General features: G+C 64.7%; 15 protein-coding genes and 1 tRNA gene. 7 read left to right on the forward strand and 9 right to left on the reverse strand.

What is annotated here, in order from left to right; genetic code table 11:
- The first annotated feature begins 8 nt into the window (after positions 1–8).
- The 3 genes from pal (at position 9) to BPHY_RS12465 (ending at position 1,569) form a co-directional block, all read left to right on the forward strand.
- Positions 9–518, forward strand: coding sequence for a peptidoglycan-associated lipoprotein Pal (gene pal, locus BPHY_RS12455; protein WP_012401833.1), 510 nt, complete (start codon positions 9–11; stop codon positions 516–518).
- Positions 519–533: 15 nt separating this feature from the next.
- Positions 534–1,283, forward strand: a complete 750-nt coding sequence (gene ybgF / locus BPHY_RS12460; protein WP_012401834.1) for a tol-pal system protein YbgF — start codon at positions 534–536, stop codon at positions 1,281–1,283.
- A gap of 210 nt (positions 1,284–1,493) precedes the next feature.
- A tRNA-Lys gene (locus BPHY_RS12465) sits at positions 1,494–1,569 on the forward strand.
- A 531-nt stretch (positions 1,570–2,100) separates the two neighbouring features.
- Here the strand turns inward: BPHY_RS12465 and BPHY_RS12475 are convergent.
- Positions 2,101–3,168: a glycosyltransferase gene (locus BPHY_RS12475; protein ID WP_012401835.1), complete on the reverse strand. Its 1,068-nt coding sequence runs from the start codon at positions 3,166–3,168 to the stop codon at positions 2,101–2,103.
- The gene (locus tag BPHY_RS12480) at positions 3,168–4,415 is read right to left on the reverse strand and encodes an oligosaccharide flippase family protein (RefSeq protein ID WP_012401836.1); all 1,248 of its coding nucleotides are present in this window, start codon (positions 4,413–4,415) and stop codon (positions 3,168–3,170) included. Before BPHY_RS12480 ends, BPHY_RS12475 begins: the two co-directional genes overlap by 1 nt.
- A gap of 261 nt (positions 4,416–4,676) precedes the next feature.
- On the opposite strand from BPHY_RS12480, the gene BPHY_RS12485 reads away from it, so the two are divergent.
- The gene (locus BPHY_RS12485; RefSeq protein ID WP_012401837.1) at positions 4,677–5,936 is read left to right on the forward strand and encodes a glycosyltransferase; all 1,260 of its coding nucleotides are present in this window, start codon (positions 4,677–4,679) and stop codon (positions 5,934–5,936) included.
- Between the two features lie 59 nt (positions 5,937–5,995).
- On the opposite strand, the gene BPHY_RS12490 is transcribed toward BPHY_RS12485, so the two are convergent.
- A complete protein-coding gene (locus BPHY_RS12490; protein WP_012401838.1) occupies positions 5,996–7,309 on the reverse strand; it encodes an acyltransferase family protein in 1,314 nt (437 codons plus the stop codon).
- Between the two features lie 124 nt (positions 7,310–7,433).
- Positions 7,434–8,579: an acyltransferase family protein gene (locus BPHY_RS12495; protein ID WP_012401839.1), complete on the reverse strand. Its 1,146-nt coding sequence runs from the start codon at positions 8,577–8,579 to the stop codon at positions 7,434–7,436.
- A 396-nt stretch (positions 8,580–8,975) separates the two neighbouring features.
- Here BPHY_RS12495 and BPHY_RS12500 point away from each other — a divergent pair, with 396 nt between their 5' ends.
- Positions 8,976–10,478 carry an O-antigen ligase family protein gene (locus tag BPHY_RS12500; protein ID WP_012401840.1) on the forward strand — a complete coding sequence of 501 codons (1,503 nt, stop codon included), beginning with the start codon at positions 8,976–8,978 and terminating at the stop codon, positions 10,476–10,478.
- A 94-nt stretch (positions 10,479–10,572) separates the two neighbouring features.
- On the forward strand, positions 10,573–11,838 hold the full coding sequence (locus BPHY_RS12505; RefSeq protein WP_083775867.1) for a glycosyltransferase: 1,266 nt from the start codon (positions 10,573–10,575) through the stop codon (positions 11,836–11,838).
- Positions 11,839–11,978: 140 nt separating this feature from the next.
- On the opposite strand, the gene BPHY_RS12510 is transcribed toward BPHY_RS12505, so the two are convergent.
- Positions 11,979–13,724, reverse strand: coding sequence for an FAD-dependent oxidoreductase (locus tag BPHY_RS12510; RefSeq protein WP_012401842.1), 1,746 nt, complete (start codon positions 13,722–13,724; stop codon positions 11,979–11,981).
- Between the two features lie 257 nt (positions 13,725–13,981).
- Complete coding sequence (locus BPHY_RS12515) at positions 13,982–14,695, reverse strand: DapH/DapD/GlmU-related protein (protein WP_012401843.1); 714 nt, start codon at positions 14,693–14,695, stop codon at positions 13,982–13,984.
- Between the two features lie 212 nt (positions 14,696–14,907).
- On the opposite strand from BPHY_RS12515, the gene BPHY_RS12520 reads away from it, so the two are divergent.
- Positions 14,908–15,513, forward strand: coding sequence for a hypothetical protein (locus BPHY_RS12520; protein ID WP_012401844.1), 606 nt, complete (start codon positions 14,908–14,910; stop codon positions 15,511–15,513).
- A gap of 103 nt (positions 15,514–15,616) precedes the next feature.
- Here BPHY_RS12520 and BPHY_RS12525 read toward each other — a convergent pair whose 3' ends face one another.
- From BPHY_RS12525 to BPHY_RS12535, 3 genes are all read right to left on the reverse strand, one after another.
- On the reverse strand, positions 15,617–16,924 hold the full coding sequence (locus BPHY_RS12525) for a glycosyltransferase WbuB (RefSeq protein ID WP_012401845.1): 1,308 nt from the start codon (positions 16,922–16,924) through the stop codon (positions 15,617–15,619).
- A gap of 112 nt (positions 16,925–17,036) precedes the next feature.
- Entirely contained in the window at positions 17,037–18,179 is a 1,143-nt protein-coding gene (locus BPHY_RS12530; RefSeq protein WP_012401846.1) for a glycosyltransferase family 4 protein, read from the reverse strand.
- 106 nt (positions 18,180–18,285) lie between these two features.
- Positions 18,286–19,281, reverse strand: coding sequence for a GDP-L-fucose synthase family protein (locus BPHY_RS12535; RefSeq protein ID WP_012401847.1), 996 nt, complete (start codon positions 19,279–19,281; stop codon positions 18,286–18,288).
- Between the last annotated feature and the right edge of the window lies 1 nt (position 19,282).

A 19,282-nucleotide genomic window follows, 5' to 3' on the forward strand; every position in this document is an offset into this window, starting at 1 on the left:
AGTAAAGCATGATGTCCAAACTTCGTATCGCGTTGGCCGTGGCAATGGTCGGCACGCTGGCTGCCTGTCATTCGGGCGTAAAGCTCGACGAGAACGCCGGCAAGGGTGGCGCGACGGGCGCACAACCCAACCCGAACGATGTCGCCACGGTAAACGTCGATCCGTTGAACGATCCGAACAGCCCGCTGGCAAAGCGCAGCATCTATTTCGACTTCGACAGCTACTCGGTCAAGGACGACTACCAGCCGCTGCTGCAGCAACACGCTCAGTACCTGAAGAGCCACCCGCAGCGTCACGTCCTTATCCAGGGCAATACCGACGAGCGCGGCACGAGCGAATACAATCTGGCACTCGGCCAGAAGCGTGCTGAAGCTGTCCGCCGTTCGCTGTCGCTGCTGGGCGTGCCGGATTCGGAAATGGAAGCCGTGAGCCTGGGCAAAGAAAAGCCGCAGGCGACGGGTCATGACGAAGCGTCGTGGGCGCAAAACCGCCGCGCGGACCTCGTCTATCAACAGTAATAGGTGACAAGCCGTATGACGCACCGTTTTTCCTGGCTGCGCATGGCCGCAGCCGCCTGCGTCGCGGGGTCGGCCGTGATGGCCCTGCCCGCTCACGCCGGCATGTTCGACGACGATCAGGCTCGCCAGGCGATCCTCGATCTGCGCACCAAGACTGATGGTCTGTCGAGCCAGCTGTCGGCGGCTCAACGCACGATCCTCGACCAGCAGAACCGTCTCGACCAGCTGAACCAGCAGGTCGCGACGCTGCGCGGGCAGAACGAGGACCTCACCAATCAGGTCGCGACGTTGCAGAAGCAGCAGAAGGACTACTACAGCGACCTCGACGGTCGTCTGAAGAAGTTCGAGCCGCAGCAACAGACGGTCGATGGCGTGGAAGGCACCGTGCAGCCGGGCGAAACGGAAGCGTTCAACGCGGCTTCGCAGCAGTTCCGCAGCGGTGACTTCAAGAACGCGGCGGCCTCGTTCCGCAGCTTCATCACCAGGTACCCGCAAAGCCCGTATCAGCCCACAGCGCAATACTGGCTCGGCAACGCGCTGTATGCGCTGCGCGACTACAAGGGCTCGACGTCGGTATGGCAAGGCGTCGTGCAGAAGTATCCGCAGCATCCGCGCGCGCCGGAGGCGCTGCTGGCCATTGCGAACAACCAGCTTGAACAGGGCCAGAAGGCTGCCGCCAAAAAGACGCTCGAACAGATCGTCGCGCAGTACGGCGGATCGGATGTCGCGCAGTCAGCACAGAGCAAGCTCTCGCAGATCAAATGATTCGTGGCGCCCGGCTCGCGCCGGACGTCCGTTTGTTGTGATGCAGTCAACGCGCAGTGTCGACGCTTGAAGAACCGATACGCGTGCCTCTCGCCGAAAAGCCCGAAACTTCCCGTTCCGGGCTTTTCTTTTGAAGCATGCGCACGCAATGATTGCTGGCCGGATTATTGACAGTGTGAAGTCGCGCCGCTATAATCTCGCTTCTCTTTTGGGTCGTTAGCTCAGCTGGTAGAGCAGCGGACTTTTAATCCGTTGGTCACTGGTTCGAATCCAGTACGGCCTACCAAAAGATTCGAAGGGCCTGGCGCAAGCCGGGCCCTTTTCATTTTGCGTCACGCCTTTGGCCCAACGCGTCCTAATCGCCCATTTCCGCCTTGATTCGCAAGCGCCCTCATCGCTCGCGGAACCTTTATCCGGGCCCATTCGTTTGATCCGGTGGCCGGCAACGAAAGGAAGTCATCGAGTCGCTGAACCAGCTCTTCTCCGTCGTTCAGCCTGGGCCTGCGGCCCCACGTGCACGACGAAATAGCACGGCACCTGGGACAGGAGCGGCGCTATGTCGAGGACGGCAGCACCGGGTTCATTTATACGCAAGAAGGCAGCATCGACGCGCTCGCCAGTACGCTCCGCCGCGTGTGGACGATCGCACCTGACACCACGTGCGCGGCAGCCGCGCCGCGCATTCGAAGTAGCAGCAGCTGAATTCGCCGACGCTCGGCAGAAAGCTCGCTGAGATGGTCCGCGCTGAGTTGAAGTCTTCAAGGCGCGTCTCACTTCGCCGCGTCCGCCTCCGCGTGCAACACGTCCAGGCCCGCTTTCACACCCGCGCGCCGATCACCTGCTGCGCAACGGCCAGATAGCGCTGCGCCGTATCCTGCAGCGTCAGACCTGCGAGCGACCTCGGCGCCTTGGGCTGCGCGAGCGCGGTCAACAGCGCCGCAGCATACGCGGAAGTATCGTCGGTATCGACCAGTTGCACGCCGGGCAGCGTCTTTGCAAACTGAAACGGCGTGATCGTGCTCGCCACAACAGGAATCCCCGACGCCAGCGCCTCGAGAAACGCGATGCTGTGTCCTTCCGAGCGCGACGGCATCGCGAACGCATTCGACCCGCGTAGCACCCCGCTCACGTCCGAAATGGGACCATCGACGCTCACCCGGTCTTCGAGGCCGAGCTTCTTCACCAGATCCTCGATCGCCGCGAGATAAGCGGGGTCCTCGACCACGCCGTATAGTTGCAGCCGCACGTCCTGCACCTGCGCCGCCACCTCGCTGAACGCATGCACCGTCTGCAACTGGTTCTTCACCGACGTATACCGGCCGATCTGCACGATCTGCGGCAACGCATCGCCGGAACGCGGGCGATCGTCGAATGCGAAGCGCGACACGTCGACGCCATTCGGGATCAACGTCACGAGCGGATGCGAACCGACGCAGTCCTTATAGTCCCGCACGTTCGCGGGCGACACGCCGATCACTGCCCGCGCCCGCGACGACAGCAGGCGCTCAACGTTGCGAAACAGCTTGCGCTCGAAGTCGTTGACCGCGGAGTGCATCACGTAGATCACGGGCACGTTGGTCGGCAATGCGCGCGCGTAAAACGCGGGAATCGTCGCGTGCGCGAATAGCACATCGGGCCGGAAGCGCCGCAGCACGGCGGCGAGATGAATCAGCTTGCCAGGCAGCCTCGAGCGCCTCGCGGGAAACACACACTCGACGCCGTGGCTCGCCAGCTCGCGCGTGAAGGGCGTGAAGTCGGGCCGCTCGGGCAACAGCGCCGTCACGCCGACCACGCTGCCCTCGCGCTGCTGATGGATCGCGAGATCCTTCGCCAGCACTTCCGCGCCCGACAGCCTCGGCTCCAGCACGAGATGAAGTATCCGCATCACAGCGCCCTCGCGGCCCGGTACATCATCCATGCAGCCGCCGAACTCAGGCCGACCGTCATCCCCCACGCGATCCCCGTCACGCCCCAGTAGTGCGTCGCGGGCGGCACGCAGGCGAGCAGCACGAGCACCTGGATCACGGACGCCTGGGTCGTCGCCTTCGCGTCACCGACGGCTCGCAGATACGACACGAGCACCGCGATCAGCGCACCGATCGCCATGTTGATCACGAAAATCTTGAAGAGCGGCACGGCGGGCAGCCACGCCGGTCCGAGTATCAGCGCGAACAGCGGCTGTGCCGCCAGCCGCAGCACGATCACGACGACCACGAGTCCCAGCGCGATCACGCCGATGTAGCGCCTGAATAGCCGCGCAGCCGCGTGCGGATCGGCGCGATGGCGCGCGGCGAAGGTCGGAAACAGATACTGCGACATCGCGATGGCGGCGTCGGCAAGCAGCATCTGCGCGAGCCGCGACGACATCTGATACGCGCCGAGTTGCGCGGGCCCGAGCAGCTTGCCGACCACGACCTTGTCGAACTGGTTGAGGATCAGATTGACGACGCTGCCCGCCCAGATCCAGCGGCTGAATGCAACGTAATGACCGATGCCCGACCAACGCAAGCGGATGGGCGGACGCGGGTTCATCGTAATCCACGTGAGTGCCGTCTTCAGCGATTCGCCGACGATCATCCCGATCAGCACCGAATATGCGCCCGCACCCGCGAGCGCCAGCACAAGGCCGCAACAGCAGTCGACGAAAGCCGCCGAGATCTCGACAAGCGCCACATGCTGAAAGCGCCGCTCGCGCTGCACGACGTAATAGGCGGGTGACGCGACACCGCGCAGCAGCGGCAGCAGCGCGGCGAGCTGCAAGAGCAGCAGCGCGCCGCCCAGATGGAACTGGCTGTTCATCAGCGGCGCGATTGCGACAAGCGCGGCGCCGATCACGAGGCCCCGGGTCGCGAGCGTGGTCCAGACCGCGCCCAGCTCATCGCGCGTCGGCGCAGCCTGCCCCTGGATCACCGCCTGCGACAAGCCCGTGTCCGACAACGCCTCCGCAATCGCGACGGCGAGCAGCGCGACGCTCACGCTACCGATCGCTTCCGGCCCGAGAATGCGGCCGATCGCGAGAAACTTGACGGCCACGAGCCCGCGCATCAACACCTGTTGCAATAGCACCCATGTCGCTGCACTCGACCCCAAGCCTGCCCTAACCGAGAACGCCGGTAGCCTCATCGTCCGCAATCTTTTTCTCCTGTCCCATACAGGGCTGTCGATCGGGTGGCGTCGAGCGCCCACTCCGTGGCAGTCAGAGCCCGTCCGCCGGCTCACGCACGCCGTCCCTCAAGGTAACTCGCCGCATCCGCACGCGGACGCCATCTATCAGTCAGATTCGGCAACGGCGCGATTGCGGCTGTCTGTTCTCGCCAAAGAAATGGCGAAATTGTCGGTTCCCGGCGAAGGCGTAATGCTAAGGTGAAAGCACGGCTGCTCCTTACGATCGCTATGGAACGTGCAACCCATCTCGTCCCCTTCGAAGCCCCCATCGCCGATGCCGCGAGCCGCGGCTATGTCGTCATCATCGAGCCGAACTTCACCGGACATCGGTGGCGCTATGTCGAATGGATCGCGCAGGCCTGCCTCGAAGCGGGCTATCCATGTCTCGTCGTGACCGAGAACTCGAACGAGGATCATCGGCTCGCGCGTGAGATCATGGCCGCGCGGCGCGAGGATCTGCAGATCGCTTTCGTCGATGCCGATAACCAGCGTCAAAGCCGGGGGCTCAAGCGCATCAGCTACGCACGGTTTCACGCCTACTTCAAGCTCGCCTACGACTCCGTCAAGCACGCCGAACGGGTGCGTCTCGTGGTGGTGCCGTATGTCGATTACTTCTTTCATGCGCTGCCGCTGCTCGGCACGCCGTTCGGCCGCGCGCCGTGGATCGCGATCACGATGCGCGCGACGTTCCATCATCGCAAGGTCGGCGTGCGCACGCCGGGGCGGCCGCTCGTCAACACACTGAAATCGCTGCTGTTCCGGCGCGCGGTGCATACGAAAGGACTGCGCACGCTGCTGTCGATCGATCCGACGCTGCCCGAATGGATCGGCCGCGACAAACCCAGGCATGGCGCATCCGTGCGCTATGTCGCCGATCCGTTCCCCGATGCGAAGGCAGAAGATCCTTTCGTGGCGCGCGAGCGTCTCGACCTCGATCCCGCCGGCCGCTATCTGCTCGTCTACGGCTCGATCAGCGAGCGCAAGGGCATTTGCGAACTGGTGGAAGCGCTCGCGGGCATGAAAGACGCACCGACGCTGCTGCTCGCGGGCGAACAGGATCAGGAGATCCGCGGCTTCATGCGCGCGTTCATTCCGATTCTCGAACCCGCACCCGTGATCCTCGACCGTTTCATTTCGAACGAAATGGAGCGCGACCTGTTCTCCGCGTGCGACGTCGTCTGGCTCGGCTACAAGGGCCACTATGGGATGAGCGGCGTGCTCGTGCAGGCGTACCGCTTCGACAAGCCCGTGGTCGCCACGAGCGACGGGCTGATCGGCTGGTTCTGCCGCGACGGGCAGCTCGGGCCGTGTCTCGACGATCTGTCGGCGGATTCGATCAAGCGCGCGCTCGCTGACATCGCAGCGAAATGGCAGCGCGGCGAGAAGTATCAGCGTCCGCTCGATCATCTGCTCGCACGAAACACGCTCGGTCAATTCAAGGAAACGCTCCGCCAGTCGATCACCGCGGCAATCGAAACGCGCGTCTGACGCTACGGCGCGCGTCGCTGCCGTCATGCACCCGCCGTGTCAGCGTTCGATTCCACCGCTCATTCGGACGTCTCGCCACCCACCCGCCCGATTCCCTTCGCACGCGCGACGCGTGGCAGCAGCACCTGTCGCGCCCATTGCGCGCATGGCTTCTCGATGCGTGCCGCACTGATGCGCGCGGCCACGTAGCTCGCACAGCACGCGAACAGCGCGGCGCTCGCAAAGCCCAGCACCGGCACGCGATGATCGAGGGCCTCGAGCGGCGTCTTCAATGCGACGCGCACCATCAGGATCGCGACGAAGCTCCAGACGTACAACCCGTAGCTGTTCTGCCCGAACGCGGCGACGATACGCGCGCCCGGATAGCGGCGCGGCAATTGCGCGAGCAGGAGCAGCAACGCGACGGCCGCACACGCGGCGACGGTAGGCGCGAGCCAATGCGCGAGACCCAGTCCGGAGCCCGTCGCGTACAGCAGCGCGAGAAACCCGGCGCACGCAGCCAGCGCACAGGCGCTGCCGACCCTCGACAGCCTGATGCCGTCGTTCATTAACAGCCGCTTGCCGTAACGCGCAAAGATGAAGCCCACGACGAAGCACGGCAGTTGCGTCGGCGGCCAGTAGTAGAGGAAGGAATTGTTCTCAACCGTACAGACGTCGCCGGCACAGGCAGCCGCCGTCAGCATGATGGCGCTGCACGCCAGCAACACCAGCGACGTGCGCCACAGTCCACGCCGCGTGCGCGTCGCGCTGAAGACGAGCGGCGCGAACAGGTAAAAGCACATCTCCACACCGATCGACCATCCGCCCGGCACCACCGTGTTCACGGCACCCGGCAGCCACGCGTGAATGAAGAGAAAATTCGCAAGGACATCAGATACGTCGTGCGGCGCCGTGATCTGGGTATTGAAGTGTGCCGCCAGATAATTGCCGAACGAATAGACGGCAATCGCGAGGTAATACAGCGGCGCGATCCGGAAGAAGCGCTTGACGTAGAAGCGCCGCGCGATCAGTACTCGATCGTTGCCGAAGCGCTTCGTTTCCTCTTCGAGCGTCAGCATGATCGTCGCCGCGCTGATCACGAAGAACAGTTGGACGCCGTATTGCCCCATGTCCGCAAGGGCCTGCAGCCATGCGGGCAAGGCGGGCATGAAGAGCGCGAGATGCACGAGAATCACACCGACGATAGCGAGCGCGCGGCCGGCATCGAGCGCGGCGACGCGCGCATCCTGGTGTCCCGCCAGCTTCGCGATAGCGGCGCTCGACGTCAGCGCGGGCGGCGGCGCATACGGAGCAGCCGTTCCCGCCGCGCTCGCGCGCCGCAAGCAGCGGCTGCCGATGCGGTCAAGCCATGTCGGCGTTCCTGTGTAGCTCACGCAAGTTCTCCCCTTGCGGGCCCGATGGTTGGCCCACCCGCGCGCACGCGTTGCGTGCGGCACTATGCAGCATGAACTAGTGTTTGAAGCAGGCTTTACAGCAGACTTGGAAACAGCGCTTGAATCAGGACAGCTGACCGCCGGCGGGCATTTCCTCTCGCACGGATGCATTGCGCTTCGCCGGGAACAGTGCGTTGCGCAGACGCAGGAACGGGTACTCGACGGCGCGCGTCATCACGTAGCCCGCGATGATCGCGATGGCAGCCTGCGCGGCCAGCGCGACGAACCAGATCGCCGCGGCGGGCAAGCCGAGCGCCGTCGCCTTGCGGATCACGATGTCGCCGGGCGCGAGCGCGAGCGAGTGCCACAGGTAGATGCCGTACGAGTACACGCCGAGCCACGCGACCGCACGATACGCGAACGAATCGCGCACCTTGCCCGAGTGCTCGAGCATCAGCACGATGAAGGCGCAAAAACCGATTGCCTGGATCGTGTAGCCGATGCTTTCGTCGAGCGGTTCGTGCTTCGTCGCGAGCACGAGCCACGCAACCAGCACGGCCACGACGCAAAGCAGCCATCCCGTGCGCTTCGCGATCCCCTGATACACGTCGGGCTTCATCCAGTAGATGGCGGCGAGAATCACGCCGTACAGCAAGCTGTCGATCCGGTACTGCGTATAGAAGAACGCCGCCTGCAGATCGCCGCCCGCGACTTCGAGGCAGCGCGCAATCAGCACAACCACGCAGATGCCGCCCAGCACGCCGATGATCGAACCGGCGCGCATCTTCCAGCGCGCAAACAGCAGCAGCACGGCGGGCAGGAACAGATAGAAGTGCTCTTCGACGGCAAGGCTCCACGTCTGCGAAATCGACGTGCCGAAGTAGTTCTGCAAGTGCGTGAGGTTCTGCCAGAGGAACGTATCGAGGGGATGGCGCCCGACGACCGAATGAAACAGGATCAGCACGTAATACGCAGGCCAGATCTTGAACATGCGCCGCACGATGAAGCGGCGCGCATCGACGTGACCCTTTTCCGCATATTGCCGCAGCAGCAGCCCGCCGACGAGAAAACCGCTCAGCGTAAAGAACAGGTTCACACCTTCGCGGCCGAAGTTCTTCAGCGGATACTCGATGATCCCAATCAGCGCGCTGCCCGTCTGATTCACGTGGAAGTGGTAGCCCATCACCGCGAGAATTGCGATGCCACGCACGAAGTCAAGCTCGACCGACCTGCCCCGCATCATCGATTGCGCGCTGCCGAATAGCTTCATGCCTGTTCCCCTTCGACGTCGTTTGCTGGTCTTTGTTTGTGAGCCGCCACGCGCAGAACCGTTGCCATGTCGTGCCTTCTGTGATGCCTGAGCGCACGCCACGTGCTGCTGCGGGTGGCGTCGTCGCCACGGCACGTTTTCGCACGATATGTCAGCCATGTTGCTAGCTTGAGCGCGCACCCGTGCGCCAAGTTGCTGTCCTTGTCGGACAGCCTGGCGGACCCCGCCAAACCGTCTGACTACGGGCATTTGCCCGCATCGTGCGACCCCGCCAGAACCCAGGCGTATTACGCCTGCCCCGGGCTTGACGCCAGGCCGTCCATTTATATTCAGACTGAACAGTGGCGCGCGCCGCTGACACGATGAACGAACGCACCGGGAAGGGGAGAATCGTCGATGCGCAACAAGTACGCTACGTTGTGGATCTGGATGTGCTTGTGCCCGCTCGCCCTCGACTACAAGGCGCCGGATGCCGATTCGGGCCACGCCGCGCAGGTTCTGCTCGTCGCCCCGACGCTCGCCGCCGCGCTCGCGCTGATCTTCATCGCGCCGCGCTTTCGCGACGCTTCCCCGCTGCGCCGCTTCGTAACGGTCTGCCTCATGCTCAGCGTGCCGGGCAGTCTGATTTCTCAACTCGTGCAAGGCAACGATTTCGGCAATTATCTGCGCGTCGTGTTGCCGTTTCTGCTGTTTCTTCTCGGCTACGCATTAGCCTGCCACCCGTGGCACGAAAACCGCATCGGGCAGATGGAAAAGGCGCTCTTCTGGGCGAATCTGATCTGTCTCGTCTTTACCTTTATCTTCGGCATCGCGACGGGCGGCGGCCTGGGCGGAATCGCCGACGTGCGCTTTCGCATCGTCTCTGTGACGCTGCTCGGACTGCAAGGCGTGCTGCTGCACGAGTTCGTGCTGGCGCGGCGCTTTTCGCCGTTCATGCTCGCCGTGTTTCTCGGCACGGTGCTGGTCGAGCTGCTGAGCGTCACGCGCAGCCTGCTGGTGGGTACCGTGCTGCTGTTCCTGATGGCGGCATGGATGAGCGCGCCGTCGCTGCGTTATCTGCTGCGCTCCGCATTGCGCGTGTTCATCGTGAGCGTCGTGCTCGGCGCGATGGCCGCGGTCGCCATCTGGAGCATGCCGTCCGTCAGCGAACACTGGATGCAGCGCTTCACGGTGGCGGCCAACACGCAGACGGGCAAGGATCCGACCACCATCACGCGCCTCGCTGAAATGAAGGATCAGGTCGATCAGGTCACCTCGTCGACGCAATCGCTGCTGCTCGGCGAAGGCTACGGCCACTACTATCACTATTCGCCGCAGTATCTGCCCGACCTTGCGGGAACGATCAGCGCGAAGGATTTCTACGCAATCCACGAATGGGCCGCGGGCCACAACTTCTGGATCTATCAGCTGTTCGCGGGCGGCCTGCTGTTCGGCATCGGGTTGCCGCTGGCGGTGCTGGTGACCTTGTGGCATTGCGCCAGGGCTTACCGCCGATGGCGCGGACGCACCCCGGGCGCACCACTGCTGCCCGTGTTTGGACGCTCGATCCTGCTGCTCGCCGCGCTGCCCGCAACGTCGATCGGCGGCAATCCGCTCGGGCCGCGCTTCTCGGGACTCGTGTTCGGCGTCGCGCTCGGCCTCGCGGTCGCCACGTATTGCCGTCTGCATCGACAGCTGGATTCGAAGGCGCGCTCGCGCGTCGAGCCGGTCGCGCCGCAATCGGCGGCAGTCGCCGTCGCGCGGCACCGGCCGACGCCACCGCCCACGCAGCCGCCGCGCCCCGCACCGTTTGCCGCCGCTTCGTCGCGCGGCACGCTGCGGGACGCGTCGGGCTCCGATAGCTACGATGCGGACCGCGCGCGCGATCTGCGTCAACGAGGCATGCCGGCGTCCGCGTGAACGCACCCAGGTGCATGACGCGCATCACGCAGATGGCCTCGCTTCATCGCCCGGCAGCGCCGGCCCTTTTCGCACTACGCCGTGTTATTCGCCAATGAAAATTCTTCATCTACTTTCGACAGTCGATCCGCGGGCAGGCGGACCGATTGAGGGTGTACGACAGAGCGGCGTCGCGATGGCGTCGCTGGGCCATGAGATCGAGGTCGTGTCGCTCGATGCCGCCGATGCGCCGTATGTGCGCGACTTCCCGTTGCCCGTGCATGCGCTCGGTCCGGGCCGCAATGACTACGGCTTCACGCCCGGCTACACGCCGTGGCTGCGCCGCGAAGCGCCACGCTTCGACGCCGTGATCGTGCACGGCCTGTGGCAATACCACGGCTTCGGCGCATGGCGCGCGCTGCGCGCGACGAAGGTGCCGTACTACGTGTACACGCACGGCATGCTCGATCCGTATTTCAAGCGCACGTATCCGCTCAAGCATCTGAAGAAATGGGCGTACTGGCCGTGGGCCGAGTATCGCGTGCTGCGCGATGCGGCCGCCGTGATCTTCACGACCGAGGAAGAGCGGCTGCTCGCGCGGCAGTCGTTCTGGCTGTATCGCGCGAACGAGCGTGTCGTGCCGTTCGGCACCAACGCGCCGCCGCCGCATGCGCAGGCGCTGCGCGAAGTGTTCCTGAGCACGTACCCCCAGTTGCGCGGCAAGCGGATCGTGTTGTTTCTCGGACGCATTCACGAGAAGAAGGGCTGCGATCTGCTGATTCACGCGTTCGCCGATCATGCGCAGCGCGACCCTGACGCACATCTCGTGATCGCCGGACCCGATGCGACGGGCTGGCAGCGGCCGTTGCGGGCGCTCGCGCGCTCCTGCGCAATCGAGGAGCGGCTCACGTGGCCGGGCATGCTGCAGGGTGACCTGAAATGGGGCGCCTTCTATGCGAGCGACGTGTTCGCGCTGCCATCGCATCAGGAGAACTTCGGCGTGGCCGTCGCCGAGGCGCTGGCGTGCGGCCTGCCCGTGCTGCTGTCGGACAAGGTCGGCGTGTGGCGCGAGGTCGAGAACGATCGGGCGGGTTTCGTCTCCAGCGATACGATCAACGGCACGCAGCGCAATCTGCTGAACTGGCATTCGCTCGACGCTGCCGCGAAGGCGAACATGCGCGAGCAGGCGCGTAAAACCTTCGATGCGCGCTTCGGCATTGCGAGCATGGTCGATTCGTTGACCGCGCTGTTGCAGCCGCAGGTCGGCGCGGCGGCTGCGCGCGCCGGCGATCAGCAGTCGTCGCTGAATACGCCGGGAGGAGCGGCGATGGTGTCGAAGGTATCGAAGGCGCCGGCGCAAAGGGAGCCGTCGGTGAGTTGAGCGGCTGCGCGCTTTTGCGCGCGGCGAGAGACGCAGAATGCGCGCCAAAGAAAAATCCCGCGATCTGCATCGCGGGTTTTTTTATGGCGCTACCGCTTCTGATAGCGCACGGTCTTTCTTGCGAAGGACGGGCCGCCGCTTCACATCGCTTCGTTGCCGCCCGCCCTGACCAGCGACTGTGCCGCGATGGGCAGCTTGTCCAGCTCCGCACTCGCCACGCCGCCAAAGCGCGTGCCGGCCGCCTCGCCGATGGGCACGATGGTCGCCGTATCGGGCTTGCCGAGCCGCTGCGCGATATGCTCCCCCAGCCGCAGCGCGAGCGCCGAAATGGTGATGGTCGGGAAGTTCGCGCCGACGGTCGGGAACACCGAACTGCCCGCCACGTACAGATTGCTCACGCCATGCATCTTGCAGTCGCGATCGACGACACCTTCGCGCGGCGAATCGTGCATTCGTGTCGTGCCCATGTGATGCCATGTGCCTTCGAGCTTCGCCGGCCACGACGAGCGGCCCGTCAACGGTTCGTCGAGTTCGACTTCGCCGACACCCATCATTTTCAGCTCGTCGGCGAGCAGCTGGAAGGTGCGGTCGAAGGTGCGCTGCACGAGCTCGGTGAGCCGCCAGTCCACTTTCACGCGCGGCAGGCCGAGACTGTCCTTGCGGTCCGACAGCGTGACGCGGCTGTCGCGGTTCGGCTCCGCCTCGACGATCGCCTGCAGCTTCACGTCCGAGATCAGCGCGCGCAACTGCAGCAGGCGCGTAAGGCCGAAGCCGATGGTATCGACAGGATGCGCGGCCATCGTCAGATAGTCGTCGCGCGCGCGTCGGCCCGGCTGCTCCTTGCGATGCAGTGCCTCGCGGCAGCGGATCAGCGCTTCGGACCCCGCACTGCCCTCGCCGAAGAAACGCGAGAAGAACCACACGCGCGAATTGAGCAGCTTTTCGCGCTTGATGACATCGTGCGTCAGCGCGAACTGCGACGAGATATGCGTGCCGTGCGCCGCGACCACCGGGTTCTGATAGTGGTACTTGATGTCGTACAGCTTGTTGCGCGACCACGCCTTCGAGAACTTCACCGTGCCCGTCATCAGGCGCGGATGATCCATGAAGAAGCGGCCCACGAGGTCGTTGCCGTTGCCGAGACCCGCCGCCTGCACCTTGTTCGACGCCAGCAGCAGCCGCGCATTCTCGATGCCGCCCGTCGCCAGCACGAAGACCTTCGCGTTCATGCGAAAGCGCTTGCCCGTGAGCGTCGCGACATCCACGCCTGTGACTTCCGTCGCCTGCGCATCGGTGTCGATGTTGACGACATTCGCGTACAGGAACACGCGCACGCGTTCTGAGCGCCGCAACACTTCGCGATACACCTTGCCGAAGCGGACGGGCGGGCTGAATTGCGAAACGGTGTCGCGTACGTTGCCCGACATCAGCGGATAACGGCGCACGTCGTGGCGGTTGATCTGCTGTTCCCACCACGCGGGATCGAAATTGTGCGGGCCGAGCTTGAGCAGCGCATGCGTGCGCAGATAGTACGGCGCGAGTTCTTCCAGGCCGAACGGCCAGCCGCTGTGAGCGACCCAGTCCTTCTTGTCGAAGTCCCACGGGTCGAGGGGCCGGCACCAGCCGCCCCAGCAATTGCTGCTGCCGCCCAGATAGCGGCTTCGGCAGCCGTCCGCGAAGGTATAGGGGATACCGACGTTTTCGCCGCGATAGAGATCGCGCGTTTCGTCGTCGGCCTTGTAACCGCCGCTTTCGAGCAGGCAGCAATCGATGCCCGCGCGATCCAGTTCCATCGCGAGCGTGATACCCGCGACGCCAGCCCCGATGATGCATACCGTCGTCGACACAGCGACGCCCTGTTCGACACTGCGGGTATCGATCAACATCCCCTGCTCCCAGCTTTGTGTTCTGTTCGCACCTTGTACGGCCGCCTGAAGCAGCGTCCGTTCTGGCCCCCCGCCGCGCATGCGAGCCAGGCTCATCATGCAGCAACGCCCTGTGGGTCGTGCACGAGCAGGGCGCCGCAGACCGCATAGTGCGTTCCCGCGCCAGCCAGTGCTTACGTAGGATGATGGCTCCGCGTAATGCAGTTCATCCGCCAACTTCGCGCTTCCGGCAGACAGAACCATGCATCCTGCGAATGTTATGAGACGCACCCCCCATCCGCGTCAAAACGCTTGCGGATAAAGCGGCACGGATTGCCGCCATACACACCTTCCGCCTCGAGTGAACGGTGCACGACGGACAGCGGCGTCACGACGGCCGAACGGCCGATCGTCACGCCCATCTGCACGACGCATTTCGACGAGATCCACGCGCCGTCTTCGATGACGATCGGCGCCACGCGCAAATCCATGTTGGTTCGCATGTCATGCGAACCCGCGCTCAGAAAGCTGCCTTGCGAGATGCACACGTTCGAGCCGATGCGGATGGGCGCCTGGTTGTAGATCCACACGTCGACGCCGAACCAGCAGTTGTCGCCGACCGTGAGGTTCCACGGCGCCTTCACACGCACGGGATGCACGAAGCGGCAGTTCGCACCGATCTTCGCGCCGAACAGCCTCAGCAACGCGACGCGCACCGACGACACGGGCAGCAGTTTGTTATTGAGCACGCAGGCTTCGACAAAGAACCAGATCAGCTCGGTGAAAAAGCCGCGCGACGCGACGTAATTGCCCTTGCCCGCGAGGCTCAGGTCGATCACGCGGCCGGGCGGCTGGGTCGCACCGGAAGCATCGTGCAGGGGCGAATCGGGCGGCACAGCGGCCTCGGTTGCGCGCGCGGCATGCTGGTCTTTCATCCGCGCGTCCTGGCCGTCCGCTGCCCGCCCAAGGGTCGGGCCGAACGTGTTATCCATAGTGTTCTCCAATCGATGGAGGCGCATCGCTGGCTCTTCATCCCGTTATGCGGCCAGGCCGGACGTTGCGCGCCCTGTCGTTTGATTATCTGGCTCACGCGCGCGCGTGGACGACGGCTGTCCGTGCCGTGCGGCACTTTGGCGGATCGATGCAGAGTGTCCGTATCAACATGGCAGCATAGGGTGATGACGTGTGCAGGAGGACGACGACCATGGCTGCTCATCTTTGCTCGCGGCAGGCCACGGCGCGCGCGCATTCGGCGCCGCGCGGCGGGCTGCGCTCGCGCGTGCTGCTGGTGTCCGCCGCGCTCGTATCGGCGCTCGCGCTGATGCCGCACGCGCATGCGCAGAACAACGCCGCGCAAGGCAACGGGCAGAACGCCGCGAAGAATGGCAATAACGACGGCAATAACGATGGCAATGGCGCGCCGGCGCCCAGGACAGCCGCGCAGCGTACCCAGGAAGACGCGCAGCGTCTGCTCGGCGGACCGTCGATGGCGCTCGGTGGCTACAACATGCAAGGCGCGACACCCGATGCGCAGCGCGACTCCCTGCTCAACACCGAGCGCATGCGTGCGGCGAAGCCCAACACGCAAACGGCAGGCGGCCCGGCAGCGGCAGCGGCGGGTGGCGACGGTCCGGCAGCCGCACCAGGCGGCGCGATCCGGCGGCCCGCTCGCGGCGGCGCGGCGGCGGGCGGCGCCGCGCAGCGCGGCGGCCCGGTGAAGGCTGCCGATGGGGGCGGCGCGGCAACGGCGGTGTATGGCGATCCCTACAGTCAACGCGCGGGGCGCGACGTCTTCAAGTCTCCCTGGTAGGCAGCAATCTGAGCCATGCAAAAGCCGAAGGCCGCATGCGACCGTCCCGTGACGGTTCGCATGCGGCCTTCTCTCTTTCCGGTGTCAGTGTGCCCGGCGCTCGTCACTCCACTTCCGACTCCTCGACGCGAGCAGGCAGGATCGGCGCATTCGTCAATGGTGCAGCGACCGGCTTGGCACCCGACGCATCGCCCCCCGTCAGCAGCGCAAGACGCGTATCGAGCGTGAGCAGCGTCGAGAGCGGCGACAGCATCGTCTCCGCATAGCGCCGCCCTGCGGCGCCAATCGCGGCGCGCTGCTCGCGATCGGCAGCGAGTGCCGCGATCGCGTCGACGAGCGCAGCGGTGTTTTCAGGCGGCACGACCACGCCGTTGTTCACTACTGCCTCATGGAGCCCGGTGCCGGGCCGCGCCATCGCGATGACCGCAGCGCCGCTCGCCAGCATGCCCGTCAGCTTCGACGGCATCACGAGGTCGGCCGCGTCGCTGCGCTGCGGCAACACGTGAATATCCGCAACGTTCAGCAGTTCGTTCAGCGACGACGACGGTTGCAACGGCAGGAAGCGGCAATTGGACAAGCCCTCGCAGCGCTTTACGAGATCGTCACGCGCTGCGCCATTTCCGCAAAAGACAAAGCTGATGTCGTTGCGCGCAACGAGGGCGGCCGCTGCGTCGGCGAGCGTTTCGATGCCCTGCTTCGCGCCGATGTTGCCGGAGTAAAGGACGACCGTGTTGTCGGCGGGAATGCCGAGCGTCTGACGATATTCGCTGACGCGGCCGAGCGGAAAGATGTCGCGCGTGTCGACCCAGTTCGGCAGAAACTCGGTCTTGTCCGCATCGACGCCCTTGGCGACGGCGCGCCGCACCATCTGGTTCGAGATCGATGAGACCACGTCGAAGCGCTTCAGCACGAGCCGCTCGATCCAGTATGCGATGCGCGCGGCGCGCGCGCTCTTCAACAGGCCGAGATCGAAGGCGGCATCCACTTCGTAGTCCTGGATATGCAGCCATGCCTTCGCACCTGTCACGCGTGCGAGCGCCAGCGCGCCGGGGGCGCAGGCCATCGTCGGCGCGATCAGCATCACCGCGCCGGGCCGCCACGCGATCTGCCGTGCGAGCAACGGCAGCGACGCCAGCGCGAACGACGCCAGATGCACCATGCGCTTCAGGCCGCCTGGGCGCGGCGGCACCCACAACGGCGCGCGCCAGATGTGCACCCCGCGCATCACGTCACGCCGATAGCGCCACATCGAGTAGCCCTGCGCGACTTTCCAGTCCGGATAGTACGGAGGCGCGCAGATAACGCGAACGTCATGACCGCACTCCACCAGCATCTGCGCCATCTCGGCCGTATATTTACCCGCACCCGACAGCTCGGGCGCGTAGTTGAGGCCATAGATCAGGATTTTCATAGTTGACTTCCACGACGTGTGTCCGTCATGCGGCAGCGGACAGCGCTACGCCTTCCCCGTACCGACGCGGCCCCGACCTGCGTGATTCAGGCCGCGCGTGCCTTCTCCGATCTCAGGCGCCCAGCATCAACGCGCAGCCGCGCGCAATGTTGGCCGCCGCTGACGGCGGATCGAAACGCCGTATCACGTCCATGCAGCGATGAGCCGACGCTTGCGCATCGGCGAATGCTTCCGTTGCCTTCAGCAGCGTGCGCTGAAGGCCTGCCACGTCCCCCGCCGTGAACGCGTAGCCGCTCTCGCCTTCGTGCACGAGTTCGGGCACGCACCCGCAGCTCTCGCTGACGACGACGGGACAGCCGTGCGCGAGCGACTCGTTGACGACGAGCCCCCAGGGTTCGCTTCGGCTCGGCAGCACCATGCAGGTCGCGCCGTAGTATTCGCGCGACAGCGGCTCGTCCTGAAGACTGCCGACGAAGGTGATCGCCCCGTCGAGGCCCAGGTCCGTCACGCGCTTGCGCAAGTCGCGTTCGAGCGGGCCCGTGCCGACGATGCGCAATCGCGGATCGGACAGGCGCTTCGCGATGCCGGCGAACGCGTCGATCAACGTCGTGATGCCCTTCTCTTCCGACAGCCGCCCGACGTACAGAAACACATTCGGGTTGCCCGCGCGGTATCGCACACGCTCGGCGAGCGCGCGCTCCGGCGAAAACGTGACGGGCAGCGCGGCCGCCTGGCACGGAATGAAAATCTTCTCGCGCTTCGCCCCAAGCGACATCAGATAATCGCGGCTGCGCTCGCCGAAACCGAAGTAGCCGTCGCACAGCGAAAAAAACACGCGCTTCGGAATCGACGTGATGAGCCGCTTTGGACGGTCGCGCGCGGTCGAATCGCAGAACACGGCACGCCGCTTGCCCGTCACAATGCACGCGGCGAGCATCGCCCAGTATTCGGGGCGGTGATAGCCGGGCAGCACGATCAGATCCGACTTCGCCTTCAGCACTTCCCACACGAGGCGCAGCGTCAGACGCCAGCGCGGCACGTCCTCGTAGCAGCCGTCGAACAGCTTGTGCATCGGATAACGATGAAACGAATAGTCGACGTCCGAAAAACCGATCCGATCATGCTCCGTGTCCGCGATCTGCACCATCGAATAGCGGATCGCCCCCGATGCCGAGATGTTGTGCAACGCGGAGAACACGGCGCCCTTGTGCCGTGACCACACAACGTTGTGGAAGATCGTGACTGACGCGCTCATGTTCTTGCAGTCCTCATTCGGTCGAATCTGTCGATTGCCCTTGCAAAAAGAACGGACGTCGCCCTAATCCCGGTCCCAGGCAACGTCCGTCACCAGGAACGGCGCATCAGACACGCGCAGCCATCGCGAACGAAGGCGCGGCGCGTGTCTCCCCATGCTTGTCCCCGTACTTCTCGTCATACCGGGCGGCAAACTCGCGATAGGTGTTGCCGATGCCTTCCGCGAGCCCGATGCTCGCGCGCCAGCCCATCGCCGCCAGCCGCGACACATCGAGCAGCTTGCGCGGCGTGCCGTCGGGCTTGCTCGCATCGAACTGCAGATCGCCTTCGAAGCCCACCACATCGCAGACCGTCTGCGCGAGTTCGCGAATGCTGAGGTCTTCGCCGACGCCGACGTTGAACACACCCGTATTCACGTCGTGCTCGAGTACGAACAGCGTCGCCGCCGCGAGATCGTCGACATGCAGGAACTCGCGGCGCGGCGTGCCGCTGCCCCACACGATCAAAGACCGGTCGCCGTGCAGGCGCGCCTCGTGCGCCTTGCGGATCAGCGCCGGCAGCACATGACTGTTCTTGAGGTCGTAGTTGTCGTTCGGACCGTACAGGTTGGTCGGCATGAGCGCGACATAGCGCGTGCCGTACTCGCGGTTGTAGGCGTCGCACAGTTTCAGGCCGGCAATCTTCGCGATCGCGTACGCGTCGTTGGTCGGTTCCAGTTCCGACGTCAGCAGATACGATTCGAGGATCGGCTGCGGACACAGCTTCGGGTAGATGCACGACGAACCGAAGAACACCAGCCGGTCGACGTTCGCGCGATACGCCGCGTGAATCACGTTGGTTTCGATCACGAGGTTCTCATAGAGAAACTCGCCGGGCTGCGTCGCGTTGGCGAGAATACCGCCGACGCGCGCCGCCGCGAGCAGCACGACGTCGATCTGCTCGCACTCGAAGAAGCGGTTCACGGCGGCCTGATCGGTCAGATCGAGTTCGGCATGCGTGCGCGTGACGAGGTTGCGATAGCCGCTCGCGTCGAGCTTGCGCACGAGCGCCGAGCCGACCATCCCGCGATGTCCCGCGACGAAAATGCGTGCATTTTTGTTCATG

The sequence above is a fragment of the Paraburkholderia phymatum STM815 genome (assembly GCF_000020045.1).
Classification (GTDB): Bacteria; Pseudomonadota; Gammaproteobacteria; order Burkholderiales; family Burkholderiaceae; genus Paraburkholderia; species Paraburkholderia phymatum.

What these genes read in the sequence shown, in the direction of transcription:
- BPHY_RS12535 (WP_012401847.1), bottom strand. Translation starts at nt 19,281, where the DNA reads ATGAACAAAAATGCACGCATTTTCGTCGCGGGACATCGCGGGATGGTC.
- BPHY_RS12510 (WP_012401842.1), bottom strand. Translation starts at nt 13,724, where the DNA reads ATGTTGATCGATACCCGCAGTGTCGAACAGGGCGTCGCTGTGTCGACG.
- pal (WP_012401833.1), top strand. Translation starts at nt 9, where the DNA reads ATGATGTCCAAACTTCGTATCGCGTTGGCCGTGGCAATGGTCGGCACG.
- BPHY_RS12500 (WP_012401840.1), top strand. Translation starts at nt 8,976, where the DNA reads ATGCGCAACAAGTACGCTACGTTGTGGATCTGGATGTGCTTGTGCCCG.
- BPHY_RS12495 (WP_012401839.1), bottom strand. Translation starts at nt 8,579, where the DNA reads ATGAAGCTATTCGGCAGCGCGCAATCGATGATGCGGGGCAGGTCGGTC.
- BPHY_RS12530 (WP_012401846.1), bottom strand. Translation starts at nt 18,179, where the DNA reads ATGAGCGCGTCAGTCACGATCTTCCACAACGTTGTGTGGTCACGGCAC.
- BPHY_RS12520 (WP_012401844.1), top strand. Translation starts at nt 14,908, where the DNA reads ATGGCTGCTCATCTTTGCTCGCGGCAGGCCACGGCGCGCGCGCATTCG.
- ybgF (WP_012401834.1), top strand. Translation starts at nt 534, where the DNA reads ATGACGCACCGTTTTTCCTGGCTGCGCATGGCCGCAGCCGCCTGCGTC.
- BPHY_RS12525 (WP_012401845.1), bottom strand. Translation starts at nt 16,924, where the DNA reads ATGAAAATCCTGATCTATGGCCTCAACTACGCGCCCGAGCTGTCGGGT.
- BPHY_RS12505 (WP_083775867.1), top strand. Translation starts at nt 10,573, where the DNA reads ATGAAAATTCTTCATCTACTTTCGACAGTCGATCCGCGGGCAGGCGGA.
- BPHY_RS12485 (WP_012401837.1), top strand. Translation starts at nt 4,677, where the DNA reads ATGGAACGTGCAACCCATCTCGTCCCCTTCGAAGCCCCCATCGCCGAT.
- BPHY_RS12515 (WP_012401843.1), bottom strand. Translation starts at nt 14,695, where the DNA reads ATGGATAACACGTTCGGCCCGACCCTTGGGCGGGCAGCGGACGGCCAG.
- BPHY_RS12475 (WP_012401835.1), bottom strand. Translation starts at nt 3,168, where the DNA reads ATGCGGATACTTCATCTCGTGCTGGAGCCGAGGCTGTCGGGCGCGGAA.